This is a genomic window from Nocardioides sp., from assembly GCF_030019515.1.
Taxonomy (GTDB): Bacteria; Actinomycetota; Actinomycetes; order Propionibacteriales; family Nocardioidaceae; genus Nocardioides.
In genome coordinates, this window is sequence record NZ_JASEEQ010000001.1 from 117,718 (window position 1) to 138,571 (window position 20,854).

Here is a 20,854-nt window from a genome sequence, read left to right on the forward strand (position 1 = left end):
TTGACCTCGACGCGCACGTCCGCCGGGGGGTGTGGGGCCTCCGGGCCGCACCTGGACCGCCTCGCCTGCCTGGCGGGGCGGTCCTGGTCCTGCACGGAGCTGCCCGGCGGTCTGACCAACGTCAACCTCCACGTCGTCACCGAGGACGGGGGGCCTCGGCTCGACCTGGTGGTGCGGTGGTCGCAGGGTGACCCGGCGCTGCTGGGGATCGACCGGGACGCCGAGGCCGCCCACACCGAGATCGCGGCGGCGACCGGCGTGGCCGCCGGAGTGGTCGAGTACCGCCCGGACCTCGGCCTGCTCGTCATCGAGTTCCTCGAGGGGAAGGCGCTGGCGAACGCCGACTTCGCGGACCCCGGCGTGCTCACCCGGGCCGCCACGTCCTGCCGGGTGCTGCACGCCGGTCCGCCGTTCGGCGCCGACTTCGACATGTTCGCGCGGCAGGCCGACTACCTGCGCACGGTGCGCGAGCACGGCTACCGGGTGCCGGCGGACTACGCGGACCACGCCGACGCCTGGGCCGACGTACGTCGCGTCCTCGCCGCGGCACCGCGCCCGAAGGTCCCGTGCAACAACGACCTGCTGGCGGCGAACTTCATCGATGACGGCGACCGGGCCTGGCTGATCGACTACGAGTACTCCGGCAACAACGACGCGGCGTTCGAGCTCGGCAACACCGCCACCGAGTGCGGCTTCACGCCCGCGCAGGTCGAGGCGTACGTCGCGGCCTACTACGGCTCGCCTACCCGGGCCGACCTGGCCCGGGTGCGGCTGCAGATGCTGTGCAGCGCGTACGGCTGGTCGTTGTGGGGCTTCATCCAGGAGGCGGTGAGTCCGATCGCGTTCGACTTCCATGCCTGGGGGATGGAGCGCTACGAGAAGGCGGTCGCGACGTTCCGGGGGCCCGACCTCGCCGGGCTCCTCGCGGAGGTCGGCGACGGTGGCTGACCTGCCCGCCCGCGCCCGCGTGGTCGTCGTCGGGGGCGGCGTGGTCGGCACCTCGGTCGCCTACCACCTCACCCGGCTCGGCTGGACCGACGTGCTCCTGCTCGAGCAGGGCAGCCTCTCCTGCGGCACCACCTGGCACGCCGCCGGCCTGGTCGGCCCGCTGCGCGCCTCCGAGAGCGGCACCCGGCTGGTGCAGTACTCCGCCGAGCTGTACGCCTCCCTGGAGGCGGAGACCTGCCTGGCCACCGGCTACCGCAACGTCGGTGGGGTCATCGTCGCGCGCACGCCCGAGCGGATGGTGCAGCTGCGCCGGACGGCGGCGAACGCCGCGGCCTACGACCTGCCCTGCGAGCTGGTGTCGCCGGCCCGGGCCCAGGAGCTGTGGCCCCCGATGCAGGTCGACGACCTGCTCGGAGCGATCTGGCTGCCCGGCGACGGCAAGGTGAACCCGACGGACCTCACCCAGTCGCTCGCAAGGGGCGCCCGCCAGCGCGGCGCGCGGATCGCCGAGCGGGTCCGGGTCACCGGCTTCACCGTGGCGGACGGAGCCGCCGGCCGCCGGGTCACCGGCGTCGTGTCCGACCACGGCACGGTCGAGGCAGAGGTGGTCGTCAACTGCGCGGGCCAGTGGGCCAAGGCGCTCGGCGACCTGGTCGGCGTCACGGTCCCGCTGCACTCGGCCGAGCACTTCTACGTCGTGACGGAGGCGGTCCCCGGCGCCCACCCCGACCTGCCGATCATGCGCGACCCCGACGGCTGGACCTACTTCAAGGAGGAGACCGGCGGCCTCGTGGTCGGCGGCTTCGAGCCGGAGGCCAAGCCGTGGCGCGCACCCGACGACCTGCCCCACCCGTTCGAGTTCCAGCTGCTCGAGGAGGACTGGGAGCACTTCTCGGTGCTGATGGACCAGGCGCTCCTGCGGATCCCGGTCCTCGAGGAGACCGGCATCCGCAAGTTCTACAACGGACCGGAGTCGTTCACGCCCGACAACCAGTTCCTGCTGGGCGAGGCCCCGGGGCTGCGCGGCTTCTTCGTGGGTGCGGGGTTCAACTCGGTCGGCATCGCGTCGGCGGGTGGTGCCGGGCGGGCGCTCGCAGAGTGGATCGTCTCCGGGGAGCCGCAGGACGACCTGGTCGGGGTCGACGTACGCCGCTTCGCGCCGTTCCAGGCTGACAACGGCTGGCTGCGCTCGCGGGTCGCCGAGGTGCTCGGCCTGCACTACGCGGTGCCCTGGCCCAACCGCGAGCTCGAGACCGGCCGGCCGCAGCGCCGCTCCCCGCTGCACGAGCGCACGGCCGCCGCGGGCGCGCTGTTCGGCACCCGGATGGGCTGGGAGCGCCCCAACGTCTTCGGACCGCCCGGCGCCCGGCTCGACTACTCCTGGGAGAAGCCGGCCTGGCTGCCGTGGTCGGGAGCCGAACAACGAGCCACTCGCACCGACGCGGCGGTGTTCGACCAGACCTCGTTCTCCAAGTACGTCGTGGCCGGGCCGGACGCCTTGGCCGGGCTGCAGTGGGTGTGCGCCGCCGACGTCGACGTCCCGGTCGGATGCTGCGTCTACACGCCGTTCCTCAACGAGCGCGGCACCTACGAGGCCGACCTGACGGTCACCCGGACGGGGCCCGAGGAGTTCCTCCTGGTCTCCAGCTCCGCGACCACCGTCCGCGACCTGGACTGGCTGGCCCGGCACGGCGTCGCCGCGCAGGACGTCACCGAGGCGTACGCCGTGCTGGGCGTGATGGGTCCGCGGTCCCGCAGCCTGCTGGCCTCGCGCTCACCCGACGACTGGTCCGAGGAGGGCTTCCCGTTCGCGACCAGCCGGGAGGTCACCGTCGCGGGCGTGCCGCTGCGGGCGACCCGGATGACCTACGTCGGCGAGCTCGGCTGGGAGCTGCTGGTCGCCGCCTCCGACGCGGTCGCCGTCTACGAAGCCGTCCGGGCGGGGGGAGCGACGGACGCCGGCTACTACGCGATCGAGTCCCTGCGCCTGGAGAAGGGCTACCGCGCATTCGGTCGCGAGCTCACCCCGGACCTCGGGCCGATCGAGGCCGGCCTGGTCTTCGCCACCGGGCTCGCCGGTGACGGCGACTTCCTCGGCCGGTCGGCGCTCGAGGCGCACCGCGCGGCCCTCGCGGCCGGCGGTCCGCGACGACGAGTGGTCTCCTTCGTCGTGGAGTCGCCCGAGCCGATGCTCTGGGGTGGCGAGCTGCTGCTGCGCGACGGCCACCCGACCGGCCAGGTCACCAGCGCAGCCTGGGGCGAGACGGTCGGATCCTGCGTGGGCCTGGCCCTGCTGCGATCCGATGGCGCGGTGACCGCGGAGAGCCTGGCGGGCGCCGCGTTCGAGGTCGACGTCGCGGGGGAGCGGTACCCGGTCCGGGTCGCGCTCCGGGCGCCGCTGGCCTGAGACGCTTCAGCCCACTGCCCGATCAGGCTGCGATGTGGTACCGGTCGCCGTACACGTGCCACGTCAGCGGCGGCCGCAGGCCGAGGTTGCGCTCGCGGAGGAACCGCCGCTGCTCGGTGTCGATGCGGGAGGTGTCCTCGTGCGTCGCCTCGGTGCGCATCACCCGCCGGCGGACGTCGAGGAACGCGTCGAGGAAGCGCACCTCCGAGCCGCCCGCAGCCGGTGGGTCGGCCCGCCGCATCGCCGCGCGCCGGATGCCGCCGAAGCTCAGCCGGTCGCTACCCGGACCGTGCATCACCATCGCGTCGTAGTAGACGAACTGGCCCAGCGTGCGCAGCCCGTCCCGCTTCGCGCGCCGGACCGCCGGGTCGAAGTAGACCCGGTCGCGCTCCGCGTCCTGCGCCCGGCGGAAGCCGGGCGTCCGCGCCGCGTGGTGCCAGGCGCGCACGAACGGTCGACCCAGGCCGGCGTGGGAGTCGGTCCCGTCCACCCGGCGCAGCGCCGGCAGGAAGCGGGCCAGCGGGTTGTCCCGGTGGGCGCGGGTGTAGCGGCGCACCAGCTCCAGCATGTCCCCGGTGCCGGAGCAGAACCCGATGATGCCTCCGGTGTAGCCCCGCCCGTCGCCGATGTCCTCGAGGTAGCGGTACTGCTCACGCCAGGCCAGCGAGGAGTTCTCGGCGCTCGAGACCAGCTGCATGGCGATCTCCTTGCGGTCGGGACGGTCCAGGCCGGTGGGCGACGCCGCGGTCGCCGGCGCACCCAGGAGCAGGACGGCGACGAGCACCGCCACTCCGAGGGTCCTCATGCCAGCAACCTAGGGCGTGGCTCGGGGTTGCTGGTGCAATGGGCCCATGACGACGCAGTCGCGGCCGGCCCGGGTCGAGGACGTGCACGAGCTCGCCCGGGCGATGCCCCACGTCACCGTGTCCCCCGGTACCGAGCACCGGCCCGTCTACCAGGTCGGCGGGAGGTCGTTCGTGTTCTTCCGCAACCCGCGACCCGACGCAACCGACCCGGAGACGGGGGAGCGGTACGACGACGTGATCGTGTTCTGGGTGCCCGACGAGGGCGACAAGCTCGCCCTGGTGCAGGACGACTCCTCGCCGTTCTTCACGACACCGCACTTCGACGGTCACCTCTCGATCCTGCTGCGGGCCGGCCGCCTCGGCGAGATCACCTACGCCGAGCTGGCGGAGGTCGTGCAGGACGCGTGGCTCGCGCGCGCCTCGGCCGCTCGCCGGTCGCGCTGGCTCACGGAGCACCGACCGCGGTGACCTCCCCCGCGTTCGGGCGCAGGGCGGCGACGGCGGCCAGGACCAGCGCCCCGCCGACGAGGGCCGGCCACGGAAGCCGCTCGCCCAGGATCACGGCCGCGAACACGGCCGCGGACAGCGGCTCCACCAGGGTGGCGATCGTGGCGGCCGAGGCCGGCGTGGTGCGCAGGCCGGCGTACAGGAGGCCGTACGACAGCGCCATGGTCGCGACGCCGAGGTAGAGCAGCAGCGTGAGCGAGGCCGGGTCCGAGGTGAGGACCGGCTCCCCGCGAGCCCCCGCGACCGCGAGGAACGGCAGCAGCACGACGGCGCCGGCAGCGGTCCCGCAGGTGGTGAGGGCGACGGGATCGACCCGTCGGGCCAGCGTGTGCCCCAGCACGGTAGTCGCGGCGTACGTCGTGCCGGCCAGCACCGCGAGCACCAGCCCGAGCGTCGGATCGTCCCCCGGCGCGTCGGCGCCGTCGCCGGCCGTGACGCTGATCAGCACCAGCCCGCCCAAGGCCGCCGCCAGCACGAGGACGTCCCGTCCCGACGGCCGCGTCTGCCCGACCAGATGCTCCCAGACCGCGGCCAGGAGCGGCGCCAGCCCGAGCGAGACGACGGTGGCCACGCTGACCCCGACCATCAGCACGGACACGAAGTACAGGCCCTGGTAGGCGGCGGTGCCACCTCCGACCAGGACGACCAGGGTCGGGTGCACGCGCAGCGCCTCGCGGGTGCGGCCCCACCGGCCCGTGACGAGGGAGAACCCGATCAGCGCCACCGCGGCGAGCGCCATCCGCCAGGCGCTCGCGGTCATCGCACCGAACCCGTCGCGCTCGTGCAGGACGGTCACGACGACCCCGCCGGTGCCCCACAGCACGCCCGCGGCGCAGACCTGGAGCAGGCCGACGCGCGCGCTGGGGCTCTCGACCGCGCCGCCCGTCGTCACGGGAGGAACCTAGCCAGTCCCGGGCGGTGGCCGCGCGAATGCGCCCCGTCGTGCGACGAGCCCGAGTGTGACCCGGAACTGGTCTAGTCCACTGGTCTAGTACGGACGGCACAGGTTTCCGGCCGGTAACAACCGGCAACACCCACTCCGTTGAGGGGACCATCTGCCGCCGAGGCGGCCTGGACAACGGAGCACCATCATGCGGAACTCGGTACGCCTGCGCGCTCTCGCGCTCGTGACCACGGGCCTGCTCGGGCTCGGCTCGCTCGGCGGCGTGGCCATCGCCGCGACCGCCGATCACCGGGCGGACCACGCCGACCAGGGCAGGCACCTCGGTCAGGGCCAGCAGCCCGGCCAGGGTCAGGCGCACGGTCAGGGTCAGAGCCAGGGCGCCAGGACCAAGGGCGACCACGCCGACCACGCCAGCCACGCCGGCCAGGCGCAGGCGCCCGGCCAGCAGGACGGCCACCGGGGCACCGACGCCGCCGACAGCGACCCGCTGGGCAACAACGGGACGGTGAAGATCGCCGAGCTCGGCGAGCTGGACGGGATCCCGAACAACACCCCGCACCCGGGCTGCACCTTCCAGGTGGAGTGGTACGGCTTCGACAGCGGCCAGGACGTCGTCTCGACGGTGACCTTCGCCATGCAGGCGCCGACCTCGGACGCGACGGTCACGGTCGACGGACCCGGCCAGGTGCCGGTGGGCGGGGACGCCGCGTCCGGCGCGGGCACCGACACCGGCCTCGACGCGGTCCAGGACTACACGCTCTCCTTCGTCGGTGAGCCGCACCCGCAGCAGGGCTACCACGTGCGGCTGACCGTGGCGACGCCGCGCTCGCAGGGCAACGACACCAAGACGAAGGTCTTCTGGGTCGAGCCGTGTGCGGCGACGGCAACCGGCTCCGAGACCGGTGACGTCGCACCGGGCGGGGGCCGCGGCACGCTGTCGAACGGGACCCGGGCCAACGGCGACCGGGGCACCGGCGCGAGTGTCGACCAAGGCGTCCTCGGCGAGATGTTCACCGCCGGGAGCGCCGCGCCTGTCGCCGGAGCGGCCGCCGCGGACGAGTCGGCGGTCCCGACCGCCGTGGACGCCGGCGAGGACTCGATGCTCCCGGCGTGGGCGCAGGACCCGCTCCCGCTGACGCTGGTCTCGTTCGCTCTCGTACTGGCGGGTGCCGGCATCGTGCTGCGGAACCGGTCCCGTGCCTGACCCTGTCCGGGTCGTGCCGACCATGTCTGGTCATGCCTGAGGCCGGAACGCGGAGGGCGCCCACCCGCCGCCACCCCGGGTGGGTGGCGGCGGTCGGCCTCGCGCTGGTAGCCGTCGGCGCCACCCTGTGGTGGGCGCAGTCGACGCGCACCCAGGCGTTGACCGCCGACCCGGGCGGTCGTGCCGCGGGCGCGCCCTCCGCCGGCTCCCCGGCCGAGCCGGTGCTCGCGCGCCGGGAGCCCGGGGCGCCGCAGCGGGTCCGGATCCCGGCACTGCGGGTGGACGCGCCGGTGCTCCCGGTGCGGGCACCCGGGCGGACCCTGGTACCGCCCAGCGACCCGCAACGGCTCGGCTGGTGGGCGGACGGCGCGAAGCCGGGCGCGACCACCGGCAGTGCGCTGGTCGCGGGCCACACCGTCCACGACGGCGGGGGCGCGCTCGACCACCTGGAGGACCTCGAGCGGGGCGACCGCGTCGTCGTCCGCACCGACAAGAGCACGATCCGGTACGACGTGCGACGCGTCCACGTCTACAGCAAGGGGTCGCTCGCCGAGCACGCCACCACGCTGTTCAGCCAGCGGGTGCCGGGACGCCTGGTCCTGATCACCTGCGAGGACTGGGACGGCGAGCGCTACCTGAGCAACGTCGTCGTCACCGCGACACCGGTGGCGTAGCCGAGGCTCGCGACGCGCGGGCGACGACGAGACCCGCGACCAGGGCGCCGAGGGTGCCGAGGGTCTCGTCGCCCAGGGTGTCCTCGTAGGCGGTGTCGATCTCGGTCCCGTGCCGGATGAACGTGTACCACTCGCCGAGCTCCCACCCGATGGCGAGGACGGCGCCGAGGCCGGTCACGAGCACCACCACCGCCCAGGCCGGCCGCACCCGCCGGCACAGGATCAGCCCGAGACCCGTGAGCAGCAGCGCCCAGTTCGCGAAGTGGTTGAGGTCGTCCCACCACCCGATCGCGTCGTACAGGTCGAGGCTGTTGCCGGTGACGTCGACCAGGAACGGGAGCATCACCAGCGTGAAGGCGCCGTACGGCGCATTCTCACGGGTCGACCCGCGGCGCCGCGCCACCAGGACCCAGAGGGCCGGCGTGAGCAGCATCAGCAGGGGGTAGGCGACCAGCCGCGCCCCGAACGCCTTGTCGGCGAACCGGTCGATGCCCGGCACCCACTCGGCCACGGCGAGCTGGGCGACCGTCAGGACCAGGACGAGCGCGGGCAGCCAGGACGGACAGCGACGGATCGGCACGGGGGCCATGGTGGCAGGGGATCCCGGAATACCCCGCGCGCCGGTCCGGTTGAGTACATAGTTCGACTTTCAACCACATGACCTGAGGAGTGAAGTGGCCATGCAGTTCGGGATCTTCTCCGTCGGCGACGTCACGGCGGACCCCACCACCGGACGCACGCCGACCGAGCACGAGCGGATCAAGGCGCAGGTGGAGATCGCGAAGAAGGCCGAGGAGGTCGGCCTGGACGTGGTCGCGGTCGGCCAGCACCACAACCCGCCGTTCGTCGCCTCCTCGCCGACCACGACGATGGCCTACATCGCCGCCCAGACCGAGCGGATCGTCCTCTCGACCTCGACGACGCTGATCACGACCACGGACCCGGTGCGGATCGCCGAGGACTACGGCACCCTCCAGCACCTCACCGACGGCCGGATGGACCTGATGCTCGGTCGCGGCAACACCGGACCCGTCTACCCCTGGTTCGGCAAGGACATCCGCGAGGGCGTCAACCTGGCCATCGAGAACTACGCGCTGCTGCACCGGCTCTGGCACGAGGACGTCGTGAGCTGGGAGGGCCGGTTCCGCACACCGCTCCAGGGCTTCACCTCGACGCCACGGCCGCTCGACGGCGTAGCGCCGTTCGTCTGGCACGGCTCGATCCGCACCCCCGAGATCGCCGAGCAGGCGGCGTACTACGGCGACGGGTTCTTCTCCAACCACATCTTCTGGCCGGCCTCCCACACCAAGCAGATGGTCGCGCTCTACCGGCGCCGCTACGAGCACTACGGCCACGGCACCGCCGCGCAGGCGATCGTCGGCCTCGGCGGCCAGTTCTTCATGCGCCGGAACAGCCAGGACGCCGTGCGTGAGTTCCGTCCGTACTTCGACAACGCGCCCGTGTACGGCCACGGCCCGTCGCTGGAGGAGTTCACCGCGCAGACCCCGCTGACCGTCGGCTCCACCCAGCAGGTGCTCGAGCGCACGCTGGGCTTCCGCGAGTACGTCGGCGACTACCAGCGCCAGCTGTTCCTCCTCGACCACGCCGGCCTCCCGACGAAGATCGTCCTCGAGCAGCTCGACCTGCTCGGGGAGATCCTGCCGGACCTGCGGGCGGGCTTCGCGGAGGGCCGCCCGGCGGACGTTCCGGACGCGCCCAACCACGCCGCGCTGGTCGCCGCTGCCGGCGGGCCCCACGACTCGACGCTGCACGCGGTCGACGACGTCACCGGGATCTCGGTATGAGCACCCGACTGGTCGTCGTCAGCGCCGGACTGAGCGTGCCGTCCTCCACCCGGCTCCTGGCCGACCGGCTCGCGTACGCGGCCGTGGCGGCCCTGCACGAGCCGGTCGAGGTGGACGCGATCGAGCTGCGCCCCCTGGCGCACGGACTGGCTGACAACCTGCTCACCGGCTTCGCGTCGGGCGAGCTGGCCGCGGCGATCGACACGGTCCGCCGCGCCGACGCCCTGATCGTCGTGACGCCGGTGTTCTCCGCGTCGTACAGCGGCCTGTTCAAGACGTTCTTCGACGTGCTCGACAGCGACGTGCTGGACGGGATGCCGGTGCTGGTCGCGGCGACGGCGGGCACCGCCCGGCACTCGCTGGTGCTCGAGCACGCCCTCCGGCCGCTGTTCACCTACCTGCACGCCGTCGTCGTCCCGACCGCGGTCTTCGCCGCCAGCGAGGACTTCGGCGCGCCCGGGCTGGAGGCCCGGATCGAGCGCGCGGCCGGCGAGCTGGCCGCGCTCCTCACCGGTGCGCCGCGCCGGCGGGCACGCACGCTCGAAGAGGAGTTCGCGGACCCGACGCCGTTCGAGGAGCTGCTCCGCGGCGCCTGAGGGCGGCCGCGCCGGACGACCGGCCGGTCAGTGCTGGTAGGTGCCGTGCAGGATGGCCCGGCCCGCCGTCTTGAACGCGAGGTTGAACGACACGACCGCGGGTGAGGCGTCGGAGTCGACGCCCAGGGAGTCCTCCTGCACCGCGTGCACCACGAAGAAGTAGCGGTGCACCTGGTCGCCCTGCGGGGGAGCCGCCCCCATGAACGCCTTGGAGCCGCCGTCGTTGCGGCACATGAACGCACCACCCGGGAGGTCAGCCCCCTCCGCACCCGCCCCCGCGTCGAGGGACGTCACGTCGGCGGGCAGGTCGACGAGCACCCAGTGCCAGAAGCCGCTCGGCGTCGGCGCGTCGGGGTCGAAGCAGGTGACCGTGTAGCTCCTCGCGCCCTCCGGAGCACCCTCCCAGGAGAGCTGGGGCGAGGTGTTCCCGGCCGCCGCGACCTGGTCGTCCTTCAACGGCCGGCCGTCGGTGACGTCCGCGCTGGTCACCGTGAACGACGGGGCGGCGGGGAGCAGGTCGTACGGGTTCGGGCTGACGGGCCGGTCGAGGCTCATGACGCTCCTACTGATAGCTCAGGGTCCGGGACGCCCTCAACGTAGTCCGGTGGCTGAACGCGCGCCACGGCCGGCGGGGCCGGGGCGGCGATGATGTCCGGATGGACGAGTACACGACGTACCCCTCGGGGTTGCGGCTGTCCGGACGCCGGGTCGTGGTGGTCGGCGGCGGGCAGGTCGCCCAGCGCCGGGTGCCGCACCTGATCGCCGCCGGTGCCGACGTGCACGTGGTGAGCCCCCAGGTGACCCCGGCGATCGAGGGCATGGTCGGCTCGGCCGAGGTGACCTGGCACCGGCGCGGCTTCGAGGAGACCGATCTCGACGAGGCGTGGTACGTCGTCGCCGCGACCGATGACCGCGCGGTCAACGAGCAGGTGTCGGACGCGGCCGAGGCGCGCCGGGTGTTCTGCGTGCGGTCCGACGACGCGACCCGCGCGACCGCCTGGACCCCGGCGGTCGGCCGGCACGCGGGCGTCACCGTCGCCGTGCTCGGCCAGCGCGAGCCGCGACGCTCCGCCGCCGTGCGCGACGAGATCCTCGAGGGGCTGCGCGAGGGCACGATCGTGGCCCGGCACCAGCGGGACCGCAGCGCCGGTGTGGTGCTCGTCGGCGGCGGCCCGGGCGACCCGGAGCTGATGACGGTCGCCGGTCGCCGGGCGCTGGTCGAGGCGGACGTGGTCGTCGCGGACCGGCTGGCGCCGCGCGAGCTGCTCGGCGAGCTGCCCGCCGACGTCGAGCTGATCGACGTCGCGAAGCTGCCCCGCGGCCGGTCGGCCCGGCAGGAGGAGATCAACCGGGTCATCGTCGAGCGCGCCCTGGCGGGCAAGCGGGTGGTCCGCTTCAAGGGGGGCGACAGCTTCGTCTTCGGCCGCGGGTTCGAGGAGGTGATCGCGTGCCGCGAGGCGGGCGTGCCGGTGACGGTCGTGCCCGGACTGACCAGCTCGGTCGCCGTACCCGCCGTCGCCGGGATCCCGGTGACGCACCGCGGCGTCGCGCACGAGCTCACCATCGTGTCCGGGCACCTGCCGCCCGGGCACGCGGAGTCGCAGGTCAACTGGGCCGCGATCGGCGCGCTGAGCGGGACCGTCGTGCTGATGATGGCGGTGGAGAACGCGCCCCGGATCGCAACGGCCCTGGTGGCCGGCGGGCGTGCGGGCTCGACGCCGGTGGCCGTCGTCTGCGAGGGGACGATGCCGGGGGAGCGCACCGTCCTCGCCACGCTCGACACCCTGCCCGCGCGACTCGAGGAGGAATCCGTGCGGCCGCCCGCGGTGATCGTGGTCGGCGAGGTGGTGCGGGTCGCCCATCCGCGACACTTTGCGTGATGGCCACCCAGCTCGAGATCTCCGACCCGACCGACCCGCGCCTCGCCGACTACCGCGACCTGCGCGACGTCGAGCTGCGCAAGCACCTCGAGGCCACCCACGGGCTGTTCCTCGCCGAGGGCGAGAAGGTGGTGCGACGCTCGGTCGAGGCGGGGTTCGCCCCGCGGTCCTTCCTGATGGCGCCGCGCTGGCTCGAGGGCCTCGCCGACGTCCTCGACCGCTCCGACGCGCCGTGCTACGTCGTCTCCGAGGCGCTCGCCGAGGAGGTGACCGGCTTCCACGTCCACCGCGGCGCGCTGGCCTCGCTCGAGCGCCGGCCGCTGCCGTCGGTCGACTCCGTGCTGGCCGGCGCCCGGTCGGTCCTGGTGCTGGAGGACGTCGTCGACCACACCAACGTGGGCGCGATCTTCCGCTCCGGCGCCGCCCTGGGGTTCGACGCCGTCCTGCTCGCGCCGCGGTGCGCCGACCCGCTGTACCGGCGGTCGATCAAGGTGGCGATGGGCGCGGTGTTCGCGGTGCCGTGGACCCGGCTGCCGGACTGGTACGACGCGCTCCCGTCCCTCTCCGGCGCGGGGTTCACCACCGTGGCGCTCACGCTCGCCCCCGACGCCGTGCCGATCGAGGCCGCCGTCAGCGGGCTGGACAAGGTCGCGCTGGTGCTCGGCTCGGAGGGCCACGGCCTCTCCGCGCGCTGGGAGGAGGCGGCGGACCGGCGGGGGATCATCCCGATGCGCGAAGGCATCGACTCGCTCAACGTCGCCGCCGCCACGGCCGTCGCCTGCTACATCGCCGCCCGGCGCTGACCCGGCGCTGACCCGGCGCGCGCCGGAACGGCGTGCGGTTTGGTCACCAACGACATCCTGGCGCGGCCCGGATCCGCCGTTGGTGACCAAACCGCAACGCCCCCGCGCTGCCGGCGGGCGGCGCAGGGACCCGCCTCAGTCGGCCGGCCACTCCGGCGGATAGTCCTCGACCGCGCGGTCGTGCTCCTTCTGCAGCCGCTTGCGCAGCTTGGTGGAGAGCCGGTCGCCGAAGACGGTGCCGCGGGTGTGGTCGGTCTCGTGCTGGAGGCAGCGCGCGAGCAGCCCGTCACCGGAGAAGGCGACCGGCTCGCCATCCAGGCCGGTCCCGATGACCGAGGCCTGGTCGGGCCGGGCGCACTCGACGTACGCACCGGGGAAGGACAGGCAGCCCTCCTCGGACTCGTCGAGCTGGCGCTCGCGGCCCTCGGGGAGGCCCAGCTGCGGGTTGCACACGACGCCCACCGTGTGCCGACCGGAGTCGTCGGGGCAGTCGAAGACGAACATCGCCAGATCGACGCCGATCTGGCAGGCGGCCAGGCCCACCCCGTCAGCGGCGTACATGGTCGCGACCATGTCGGCCGCCAGGGCGCGCAGCCCCTCGTCGTACGTCGTGACCGGCTGCTGGGTCCGGTGCATCACCGGCGCGCCCCACCGGGTGATCGGCCGCACGGTGCCGCCCGCCGGCAACGTGCCGTGCGGGGCGCGCGGCGGTTCCTGGTCGTCTGGGGAAGGCATGGGGAGCAGCGTAGCCAGCGTGTGACCCGACGCACGCAGCCACCTGTAGCGTGAGGTGTAACTCCGAGTTACATTAACCGCATGTCTCCATCATCCAAGGTCTGGAACCTCCGGCCCGGCGGCCGGCACGGGTTGTCCTCGAAGGAGACCCGCGACCCGATCGGGTACGCCGTCGCCGCCCTGAGCCGGCTCGCGCAGAGCGACGTGCTGGACCGGCTGGGACTGCGCAAGCAGGCCGAGCGTGGCGTCTTCACCGCGACCCGCACGGGCTTCCGCACCGCGACCGCCGCGAGCCGGCAGTTCGCCCGGGCCGGGACGTCCGGGGCAGCAGGCACCCGGCCGGCGCCCGCTGCGGGAGCTGGCGTCTTCGACCTGACTCCGACCGAGGACGAGCAGATGCTCGTCGACGTCGTCACCGAGCTCGCCGACGAGGTGCTCCGGCCGGCGGCCGCCGAGGCGGACGAGACCTGCACCGCCCCCGAGGCGGTGCTCAAGGCGGGCCTCGAGGTGGGACTGCCGATCCTCGGCGTGCCGGAGTCGCTCGGCGGGATCTCCGAGGAGCGCTCGGCGGTCGCCGGCACCCTGGTGGCCGAGGCGCTCGCGCGCGGCGACCTCGGCCTCGCCGTCGCGTCCCTCGCGCCCGGCTCGGTCGCCACCGCGCTGGGCCTGTGGGGCACCGACGCGCAGCAGCAGACCTACCTGCCCGCCTTCACCGGCGACGCGGTCCCCGCCGCGGCGATCGCACTGACCGAGCCGACCGTCCTCTTCGACCCCCTCGCGCCGACGACCACCGCCGAGCGGACCGACGACGGCTTCGTGCTCAACGGCGTGAAGTCCGCGGTGCCGCGCGGTGCCGACGCCGAGCTGTTCGTCGTCGGCGCCCGGCTCGACGGCGCACCCGTGCTGTTCCTCGTCGATTCGAGCACGCCCGGCCTCGAGGTGGTGGCCGACCCGGCGATGGGGGTGCGCGCCGCCGGGCTGACCCGGCTCGTCCTCACCGACGTGGCGCTGCCCTCCGACGCGGTGCTCGGGGCGTCCGACGGATCGACGTACGCCGAGTGCGTCCGCCTCGCCCGCCTCGCCTGGTGTGCCCTCGCGGTCGGCACCGGCCAGGCGGTGCTCGACTACGTCACGCCGTACGTCAAGGAGCGCCAGGCGTTCGGGGAACCCGTGGCGCACCGCCAGTCGGTCGCGTTCATGGTCGCCAACATCGCGATCGAGCTGCAGGCGATGCGGCTGCTGACCTGGAAGGCCGCCGCACGTGCCGCCGCCGGCAAGGACTTCGCGCGCGAGGTGGCCCTCGCCCGCCGGCTGTGCGCCGAGAAGGGCATGCAGATCGGCAACGACGGAGTCCAGCTGCTCGGCGGCCACGGCTACGTCAAGGAACACCCGGTGGAGCGCTGGTACCGCGACCTCCGGGCCATCGGTGTCATGGAAGGCGCGGTGCTCGTGTAATGGCGATCAATCTGGACGACCCGAAGAAGTTCCGGCCTCTCGTCGGTCAGGCCCACCAGGTCGCGATGAACATGCTGCGGCCGATCTCGCGCAAGTACGACAAGGCCGAGCACGCCTACCCGCAGGAGCTCGACATGCTCGCCGCGATGATCGACGGGCTCTCCGAGTCCGGCGCGAGCGAGGGCGCGGGCGCGGCCGGAGTCCGGCGCGAGGAGTCGGCCGGCACCGACCAGCGGGTCGCGAACGGCGCCAACCTCGCCTCGGTGATGTCGATCGCCGAGATGTGCTGGGGCGACGTCGGCCTGCTGCTCTCCATGCCCCGCCAGGGGTTGGGCAACTCCGCGATCGCGTCCGTCGCGAACGAGGAGCAGGCCGCGCGATTCGCCGGGGTCTGGGCCGGCATGGCGATCACCGAGCCGGGCACCGGCTCGGACTCGGCGAACATCACGACCACCGCCGTCCTCGACGGCGACGAGTACGTCCTGAACGGCGAGAAGATCTTCGTCACCTCGGGCGACCGCTGTGACGCGGTCGTCGTGTGGGCGACGCTGGATCGCGACCTCGGCCGGGCGGCGATCAAGTCCTTCGTCGTGCCGAAGGGCACCCCCGGCATGCGCGTGGAGCGTCTCGAGCACAAGCTCGGCATCAAGGCGTCCGACACGGCGACGATCATCTTCGACGACTGCCGCGTGCCCACCGAGAACCTCCTGGGCTCGCCCGAGATCGACGTCAAGCAGGGCTTCGCGGGGGCGATGGCCACCTTCGACAACACCCGCCCCCTCGTGGCCTCGATGGCCGTCGGGTGCGCCAAGGCGGCCCTCGACCTCACCCGGGACCTGCTCGAGCAGGCCGGGGTCGAGATCGACTACGACCGGCCGGCGCTGACCCAGTCCGCCGCCGCCGCGAAGTTCCTCCAGATGGAGGCCGACTGGGAGGCCGCGTACCTGCTGATGCTCCAGGCCGCCTGGATGGCCGACAACCGGCAGCCCAACTCGCTCGAGGCGTCGATGGCCAAGGCGAAGGCGGGCCGGGTGGGCTCGGACATCACCTTGTCGTGCGTCGAGCTCGCCGGATCGGTCGGCTACAGCGAGGCCGAGCTGTTGGAGAAGTGGGCCCGCGACTCCAAGATCCTCGACATCTTCGAGGGCACCCAGCAGATCCAGCAGCTCATCGTCGCCCGCCGGGTCCTGGGCCTGACCAGCACCGAGCTGAAGTAGGCCCGGGCCGAGCGTGGGCTGAGGAGTGGGCCGAGCCTCTGCTCGAGGCTCGGCCCGCCCGCGGCCGTCCTCAGCCCTGGTCGGCGTCCGGCGCCGGGACCCGCTTGCGGGCCGGCAGCCGGTCGCTCGGGGTCGCGGCAGTCTTCGCCGGGGTCCTCTTCGCCGGAGCCTTCTTCGCCGGAGCCTTCTTCGCCGCCGACTTGGTGCTCGTCCGCTTGGCGCTCGCCTTCTGCGCGGTGGTCGCCTTCTTGGCCAGGTCGGCAGGCGTCGCCTCGACGTGCGCGGCGTCGGCGGCTGCGTCGATGGGGCTGACCGGGGCCGGGGCCCGCTTCGCAGCCGGTCGGCTGGCCGCCTGCTGCTTGACCAGGTCCGTCACGACGTCCGTCACGGGCGGCTTGGTGGGGGTGGGCTGCCGGCCCGCGGGCGACGGGTCCGCCGGCGCCTCGGCACGGGACCGCGGCACGTCGACCTCGGGCGTCCGGCCCGGCGTACCGGTCGGGGAGCGGTGGCCCGGGAGTCGGCTGGCGACCACGCCGGCGGCGCTCCTGGTGACGTGTCCGGCCACCGCCTTGCCGAGGGACATCGTGCCCTTCGCCTGCTCGCCGGCCTTCGCGGCAGTGTCGCGCGGGTGCGTGATCGCGCCCTTCACGGTCTCGACGAGGGCGTCCTGGAGCTTCTGGAGCGGGCTCTTGCTGGCCACGTGGCTTCCCTTCGATCGGGTTCTCTGGGTCGTGCTCTGGATTGAAGCATGTACCCAGTGAACCGGGGCATGCTGCGTGGCATGGCCCACTCCCGCGACGACCGCGCCCGCCTGATCGTGGACACCCTGGAGGACGCCTTCGCGCCGCTGATGGTCGCGGACCCGGTGGCGTTCCGCGGCAAGTACCGGACGATGGCGTCCGACCCGCACGCGTTCTTCCGCGGGACGGCCTGCCTGTTCTACGCGGACGTGACGGCGACGGAGGACCCGTTCTGCGACGAGCGCAGCGGCCGGATCTGGATCCACGGGGACCTGCACGTGGAGAACTTCGGCACCTACCTCAACTCCGACGGCCGGCTGGTCTTCGACGTCAACGACTTCGACGAGGCCTACCTCGGGCGCTTCACCTGGGACCTGCAGCGGTTCGCGGCCTCGCTCGCGCTGGTCGGCTGGCAGAAGGCGCTGCCCGAGGACGACGTGCGCCGCCTGATCGGCCGCTACCTGCGGTGCTACCTGGCCCAGGTCGACGCCTACCGGCGCAGCGACGACGACGACTACGCGCTGCACCTGGACAACACCGACGGGCCGATCCGCGACGCGCTCGTCAGCGCCCGGCTGCGGCGCCGCGCGGACCTGCTCGACGGCCTGACGCTGGTCGCCGGCGGCACCCGCGCGTTCCGCCAGGACGACTCGGTGCGCCGGCTCGGGAAGCGGGAGCGGGCCTCCGTGGTGGCCGCGTTCGAGCGCTACTTGGAGTCGATCCCCGACGAGAAGCGCTTCGACCGCGCGCTCTTCTACGACCTGCGCGACGTCGTCGGCAAGTCCGGGTTCGGCATCGGCAGCGCCGGCCTGCCGGCGTACAACCTGCTGGTCGAGGGCTACAGCCAGGCGCTGGACAACGACGTGGTGCTGTCCATGAAGCAGGCCAACGTCCCGGCGCTGAGCCGGTTCGTCGACTCCGCGGAGATGGAGCGCTACTTCGAGCACGAGGGACACCGGACGGTGGTCAGCCAGCGGGCGCTGCAGGTGCACACCGACCCGCTGCTCGGCTACACCGACCACGACGGCGTCGGCTACGTCGTCTCCGAGCTCTCGCCCTACGAGGTGGACCTGGACTGGTCCGTGCTCACCGAGCCCGACCAGATCCTCGGCGTGGTGGACCTCCTCGGCTGTGCCACCGCGAAGATCCACTGCGCCTCCGACGAGGACAGCGAGCAGGACCTGGTCGCCTTCCAGGTCGAGGAGGCGATCGCCGAGGTGCTGGAGGGGCGGCGCAAGGAGCTGGTCGCCTGGGTGACCGACTTCGCCCTCGGCTACGCCGACCGGGTCCGCGAGGACCACGCGCTGTTCGTCGCCGCCTTCCGCGAGGGCCGGATCGGCGTCTCCGCCACCTGACCGCTGCGGCAGGGCCTTGCGGTGTGGTCACCAACGACGGGCATCCTCCACTCCGGACTGTCGTTGGTGACCAAATGACATGACCGGCACGCGGAGCAGCCGGGGTCAGGACGAGGTCAGACCTCGGCCGCGTCCACCAGGTCGGCGGCGGCCGACGGCACGGCGCGCAGGTGCTGGGGTGCGCCGAAGCCGGCGGCGACGAACGCGGCGTCGATCGCGCGGGCCACGGCCTCCAGGCGCTCGACCGGGACGAGCGCGATCGACGAGCCGCCGAAGCCTCCGCCCGTCATCCGGGCGCCGACCGCCCCCGCCTCGACCGCCGTGGTGACGGCCACGTCCAGCTCCGGGCAGGAGATCTCGAAGTCGTCGCGCATCGACACGTGCGAGTCGCGGAAGGCGCTGCCGATCGCCTGCCAGTCGCCCTCGTCCAGGGCGGCGACGGTGTCGCGGACCCGGTCGATCTCGGTGACGATGTGCCGGGCCCGCCGGCGCACCCGGTCGTTCTCGAGTCCCTCGACCGCGGCGAGTGAGGCCTGTCGCAGCGACGGCACTCCCAGGGCCGCCGCGGCGGCCTCGCAGTCGGCCCGGCGCGCGGCGTACCTACCGTCGACAAGGGCGTGGGAGACCCGCGTGTCGGTCACCAGCAGCGCGAGGCCGGCCGGGTCCAGCCCGAGCGCGACGTCCCGGGCCGCGCCGTCGCGGCCCGCCGCGACGTCGAAGTCGATGAGCAGGGCGGATCCCGCGGACGCCAACAGCGACACGGTCTGGTCCATGCCGCCGGTCGGGGCGCCCGCCATCTCGGTCTCGGCGCGGATGCAGGCGGCGGCGAGACGACGGCGTACGGCGGCGTCCGGGTCGACCCCGAGGACGCCGCAGGCGGCGAGTGCGACCGAGCACTCCAGCGCCGCCGAGCTGGAGAGGCCCGCCCCCAGCGGGACCGTGCCGTGCACGAGCAGGTCCACGCCCGGGACGTCGTACCCGTCCTCCCGCATCGCCCACAGCACGCCGGCGGCGTACGCCGCCCAGCCGTCGACGGTCCCCGGAGCAAGGTCGTCGACCGAGCCGGTCCACGGGTCGGCCTGCTCGAGGCTGCCGATGCGGATCCGGCCGTCGACGCGCGGCGCCGCCGCGGCGTAGGTGGCGTGGGGGAGTGAGACCGGCAGCACCAGCCCGCGGTTGTAGTCGGTGTGCTCGCCGATCAGGTTGACCCGCCCGGGCGCGCGGCCGACGGCGGTCGGAGCACCGCCGTACGCCTCGGCGAACGCGGTGCGGACGGCGTCCGCGAGCTCTGCGGGGTCACCAGCTTCGACGAAGGCCATGGGATCACCCTAAGGAGCGGCTGCGACGTAGAGTGACGCGACGTGCAGTTCCTCGACGCGGTGACCCCGCACCACGACCTGACCTACGACGACGTGTTCATGGTCCCGCGGCACTCCGCGGTCGCCAGCCGGTACGACGTCGACCTCGCCACGGCCGACGGCACCGGCGCCACGCTGCCGCTCGTGGTCGCGAACATGACGGCGATCGCCGGCAAGCGGATGGCCGAGACGGTCGCGCGCCGGGGTGGGCTGACGGTCCTCCCGCAGGACATCCCCGTCCCGGTCGTCGCCGACGTGGTGCGCTACGTGAAGTCGCGGCACCTGGTCTTCGACACCCCCATCGCACTCGCCCCCGACCAGACCGTCGCCGAGGCCCTCGCGCTGATCCCGAAGCGCGCACACCGCGCCGCGGTGGTCGTCGACGAGGGTCGCCCGGTCGGGGTGGTGGCGGAGGCCGACTGCGTCGAGGTGGACCGCTTCGCCCAGGTGCGGGACGTGATGCGCCCGCCCGCCGTGGTGCTCCCGGCGGACGCGGACCCGCGGGCCGCCTTCGACGCCCTGGACGGGTCCCACGCGGCGCTGGCGGTCGCCGTCGACGAAGCCGGCGCGCTCGTCGGCGTGCTGAGCCGGACCGGGGCGCTGCGCGCCACGCTCTACGCGCCGGCCGTCGATGCTCACGGCGGGCTCCGGGTCGCGGCCGCGATCGGTGTGAACGGCGACGTCGCGCGGACCGCGGCGGAGCTGCTCGACGCGGGTGTGGACTGCCTGGTGGTGGACACCGCCCACGGCCACCAGGACCGGATGCTCGAGGCACTCGCGGCGGTCCGGACCCTCGCCCCCCGGGTCCCGGTCGCCGCCGGCAACGTGGTCTCGGCCGAGGGCACCCGCGCCCTGATCGAGGCGGGCGCCGACATCGTCAAGGTCGGTGTCGGCCCCGGCGCGATGTGCACGACGCGGATGATGACCGGGGTCGGACGCCCGCAGTTCTCGGCGGTGCTGGAGTGTGCCCGGACCGCCGCCGAGCTCGGCAAGCACGTCTGGGCGGACGGCGGCGTCCGGCACCCCCGCGACGTCGCCCTCGCGCTGGCGGCCGGGGCGTCGGCAGTGATGATCGGCTCGTGGTTCGCGGGCACCCACGAGTCGCCCGGCGACCTGATGCTCGACTCCGACGGCCGTGCCTACAAGGTCTCCTTCGGGATGGCCTCGGCGCGTGCGGTGGCGAACCGGACCGCGACCGAGTCGGCCTACGACCGGGCCCGCAAGGGCCTGTACGAGGAGGGCATCTCGTCCTCGCGGATGTACCTCGACCCGGCCCGGCCCGGCGTGGAGGACCTCGTCGACCAGATCTGCTCGGGGCTGCGCTCGGCGTGCACGTACGCCGGCGCGCGGACGCTCCCCGAGCTCCACGAGCGCGCGCTGGTCGGCGTGCAGTCCGCGGCCGGCTTCCACGAGGGCCGGCCGCTCGCCACCAGCTGGTAGCGGGGCCGGCCCGCGGGTCG

The 20,854-nt window shown here is 73.6% G+C and carries 20 protein-coding genes; 13 read left to right on the top strand and 7 right to left on the bottom strand.

All coding sequences use genetic code 11. The annotated features are described in order from the left end of the window. The gene (locus tag QMC84_RS00590; protein WP_300370483.1) at nt 1-948 is read left to right on the top strand and encodes a choline kinase family protein; all 948 of its coding nucleotides are present in this window, start codon (nt 1-3) and stop codon (nt 946-948) included. Beyond that, nucleotides 941-3,355 (top strand): FAD-dependent oxidoreductase, encoded by a 2,415-nt coding sequence (locus QMC84_RS00595; RefSeq protein WP_300370530.1) that lies wholly within the window; start codon nt 941-943, stop codon nt 3,353-3,355. The genes QMC84_RS00590 and QMC84_RS00595 overlap by 8 nt, the downstream gene beginning before the upstream one ends. Before the next feature lie 22 nt (nt 3,356-3,377). Here QMC84_RS00595 and QMC84_RS00600 read toward each other — a convergent pair whose 3' ends face one another. Next, entirely contained in the window at nt 3,378-4,160 is a 783-nt protein-coding gene (locus tag QMC84_RS00600; RefSeq protein ID WP_300370533.1) for a chitosanase, read from the bottom strand. Nucleotides 4,161-4,206: 46 nt separating this feature from the next. Here QMC84_RS00600 and QMC84_RS00605 point away from each other — a divergent pair, with 46 nt between their 5' ends. Next, nucleotides 4,207-4,629 carry a hypothetical protein gene (locus tag QMC84_RS00605; RefSeq protein WP_300370536.1) on the top strand — a complete coding sequence of 141 codons (423 nt, stop codon included), beginning with the start codon at nt 4,207-4,209 and terminating at the stop codon, nt 4,627-4,629. Here QMC84_RS00605 and QMC84_RS00610 read toward each other — a convergent pair. After that, the gene (locus QMC84_RS00610; protein ID WP_300370539.1) at nt 4,607-5,560 is read right to left on the bottom strand and encodes an EamA family transporter; all 954 of its coding nucleotides are present in this window, start codon (nt 5,558-5,560) and stop codon (nt 4,607-4,609) included. The two genes, QMC84_RS00605 and QMC84_RS00610, sit on opposite strands and share 23 nt — an antisense overlap. A gap of 199 nt (nt 5,561-5,759) precedes the next feature. On the opposite strand from QMC84_RS00610, the gene QMC84_RS00615 reads away from it, so the two are divergent. Together QMC84_RS00615 and QMC84_RS00620 are read left to right on the top strand one after the other, a co-directional pair. Next, complete coding sequence (locus QMC84_RS00615) at nt 5,760-6,776, top strand: hypothetical protein (protein ID WP_300370542.1); 1,017 nt, start codon at nt 5,760-5,762, stop codon at nt 6,774-6,776. A 32-nt stretch (nt 6,777-6,808) separates the two neighbouring features. Then, nucleotides 6,809-7,450, top strand: coding sequence for a class F sortase (locus tag QMC84_RS00620; RefSeq protein WP_300370545.1), 642 nt, complete (start codon nt 6,809-6,811; stop codon nt 7,448-7,450). Here QMC84_RS00620 and QMC84_RS00625 read toward each other — a convergent pair. After that, entirely contained in the window at nt 7,428-8,039 is a 612-nt protein-coding gene (locus QMC84_RS00625) for a hypothetical protein (RefSeq protein WP_300370548.1), read from the bottom strand. The genes QMC84_RS00620 and QMC84_RS00625 overlap by 23 nt on opposite strands. Nucleotides 8,040-8,130: 91 nt before the next feature. Here QMC84_RS00625 and QMC84_RS00630 point away from each other — a divergent pair, with 91 nt between their 5' ends. Further along, nucleotides 8,131-9,255, top strand: coding sequence for an LLM class flavin-dependent oxidoreductase (locus tag QMC84_RS00630; RefSeq protein WP_300370551.1), 1,125 nt, complete (start codon nt 8,131-8,133; stop codon nt 9,253-9,255). Then, nucleotides 9,252-9,851 (top strand): FMN reductase, encoded by a 600-nt coding sequence (locus QMC84_RS00635; protein WP_300370553.1) that lies wholly within the window; start codon nt 9,252-9,254, stop codon nt 9,849-9,851. The genes QMC84_RS00630 and QMC84_RS00635 overlap by 4 nt, the downstream gene beginning before the upstream one ends. 27 nt (nt 9,852-9,878) lie before the next feature. On the opposite strand, the gene QMC84_RS00640 is transcribed toward QMC84_RS00635, so the two are convergent. Beyond that, nucleotides 9,879-10,406 carry a YbhB/YbcL family Raf kinase inhibitor-like protein gene (locus QMC84_RS00640; RefSeq protein ID WP_300370556.1) on the bottom strand — a complete coding sequence of 176 codons (528 nt, stop codon included), beginning with the start codon at nt 10,404-10,406 and terminating at the stop codon, nt 9,879-9,881. 101 nt (nt 10,407-10,507) lie between these two features. On the opposite strand from QMC84_RS00640, the gene cobA reads away from it, so the two are divergent. Then, nucleotides 10,508-11,731, top strand: coding sequence for a uroporphyrinogen-III C-methyltransferase (cobA, locus tag QMC84_RS00645; RefSeq protein ID WP_300370559.1), 1,224 nt, complete (start codon nt 10,508-10,510; stop codon nt 11,729-11,731). Then, nucleotides 11,731-12,534: an RNA methyltransferase gene (locus QMC84_RS00650; protein ID WP_300370562.1), complete on the top strand. Its 804-nt coding sequence runs from the start codon at nt 11,731-11,733 to the stop codon at nt 12,532-12,534. Before cobA ends, QMC84_RS00650 begins: the two co-directional genes overlap by 1 nt. A gap of 135 nt (nt 12,535-12,669) precedes the next feature. Here the strand turns inward: QMC84_RS00650 and def are convergent, their stop codons facing one another. Further along, nucleotides 12,670-13,269, bottom strand: a complete 600-nt coding sequence (def, locus tag QMC84_RS00655; protein ID WP_300370565.1) for a peptide deformylase — start codon at nt 13,267-13,269, stop codon at nt 12,670-12,672. Nucleotides 13,270-13,350: 81 nt separating this feature from the next. On the opposite strand from def, the gene QMC84_RS00660 reads away from it, so the two are divergent. Both QMC84_RS00660 and QMC84_RS00665 read left to right on the top strand, forming a co-directional pair. Continuing rightward, nucleotides 13,351-14,724 carry an acyl-CoA dehydrogenase family protein gene (locus QMC84_RS00660; RefSeq protein ID WP_300370568.1) on the top strand — a complete coding sequence of 458 codons (1,374 nt, stop codon included), beginning with the start codon at nt 13,351-13,353 and terminating at the stop codon, nt 14,722-14,724. Continuing rightward, entirely contained in the window at nt 14,724-15,941 is a 1,218-nt protein-coding gene (locus QMC84_RS00665; protein WP_300370571.1) for an acyl-CoA dehydrogenase family protein, read from the top strand. Before QMC84_RS00660 ends, QMC84_RS00665 begins: the two co-directional genes overlap by 1 nt. A 70-nt stretch (nt 15,942-16,011) precedes the next feature. Here the strand turns inward: QMC84_RS00665 and QMC84_RS00670 are convergent, their stop codons facing one another. Continuing rightward, a complete protein-coding gene (locus QMC84_RS00670; RefSeq protein WP_300370574.1) occupies nt 16,012-16,641 on the bottom strand; it encodes a hypothetical protein in 630 nt (209 codons plus the stop codon). A gap of 48 nt (nt 16,642-16,689) precedes the next feature. Between QMC84_RS00670 and QMC84_RS00675 the strand changes: the two genes are divergently transcribed. After that, the gene (locus QMC84_RS00675; RefSeq protein ID WP_300370577.1) at nt 16,690-18,036 is read left to right on the top strand and encodes a DUF2252 domain-containing protein; all 1,347 of its coding nucleotides are present in this window, start codon (nt 16,690-16,692) and stop codon (nt 18,034-18,036) included. Between the two features lie 116 nt (nt 18,037-18,152). On the opposite strand, the gene galK is transcribed toward QMC84_RS00675, so the two are convergent. Beyond that, nucleotides 18,153-19,355: a galactokinase gene (galK, locus tag QMC84_RS00680; protein WP_300370580.1), complete on the bottom strand. Its 1,203-nt coding sequence runs from the start codon at nt 19,353-19,355 to the stop codon at nt 18,153-18,155. A 42-nt stretch (nt 19,356-19,397) separates the two neighbouring features. On the opposite strand from galK, the gene QMC84_RS00685 reads away from it, so the two are divergent. Then, nucleotides 19,398-20,834 carry a GuaB1 family IMP dehydrogenase-related protein gene (locus QMC84_RS00685; protein ID WP_300370583.1) on the top strand — a complete coding sequence of 479 codons (1,437 nt, stop codon included), beginning with the start codon at nt 19,398-19,400 and terminating at the stop codon, nt 20,832-20,834. The last annotated feature ends 20 nt before the right edge of the window (nt 20,835-20,854 follow it).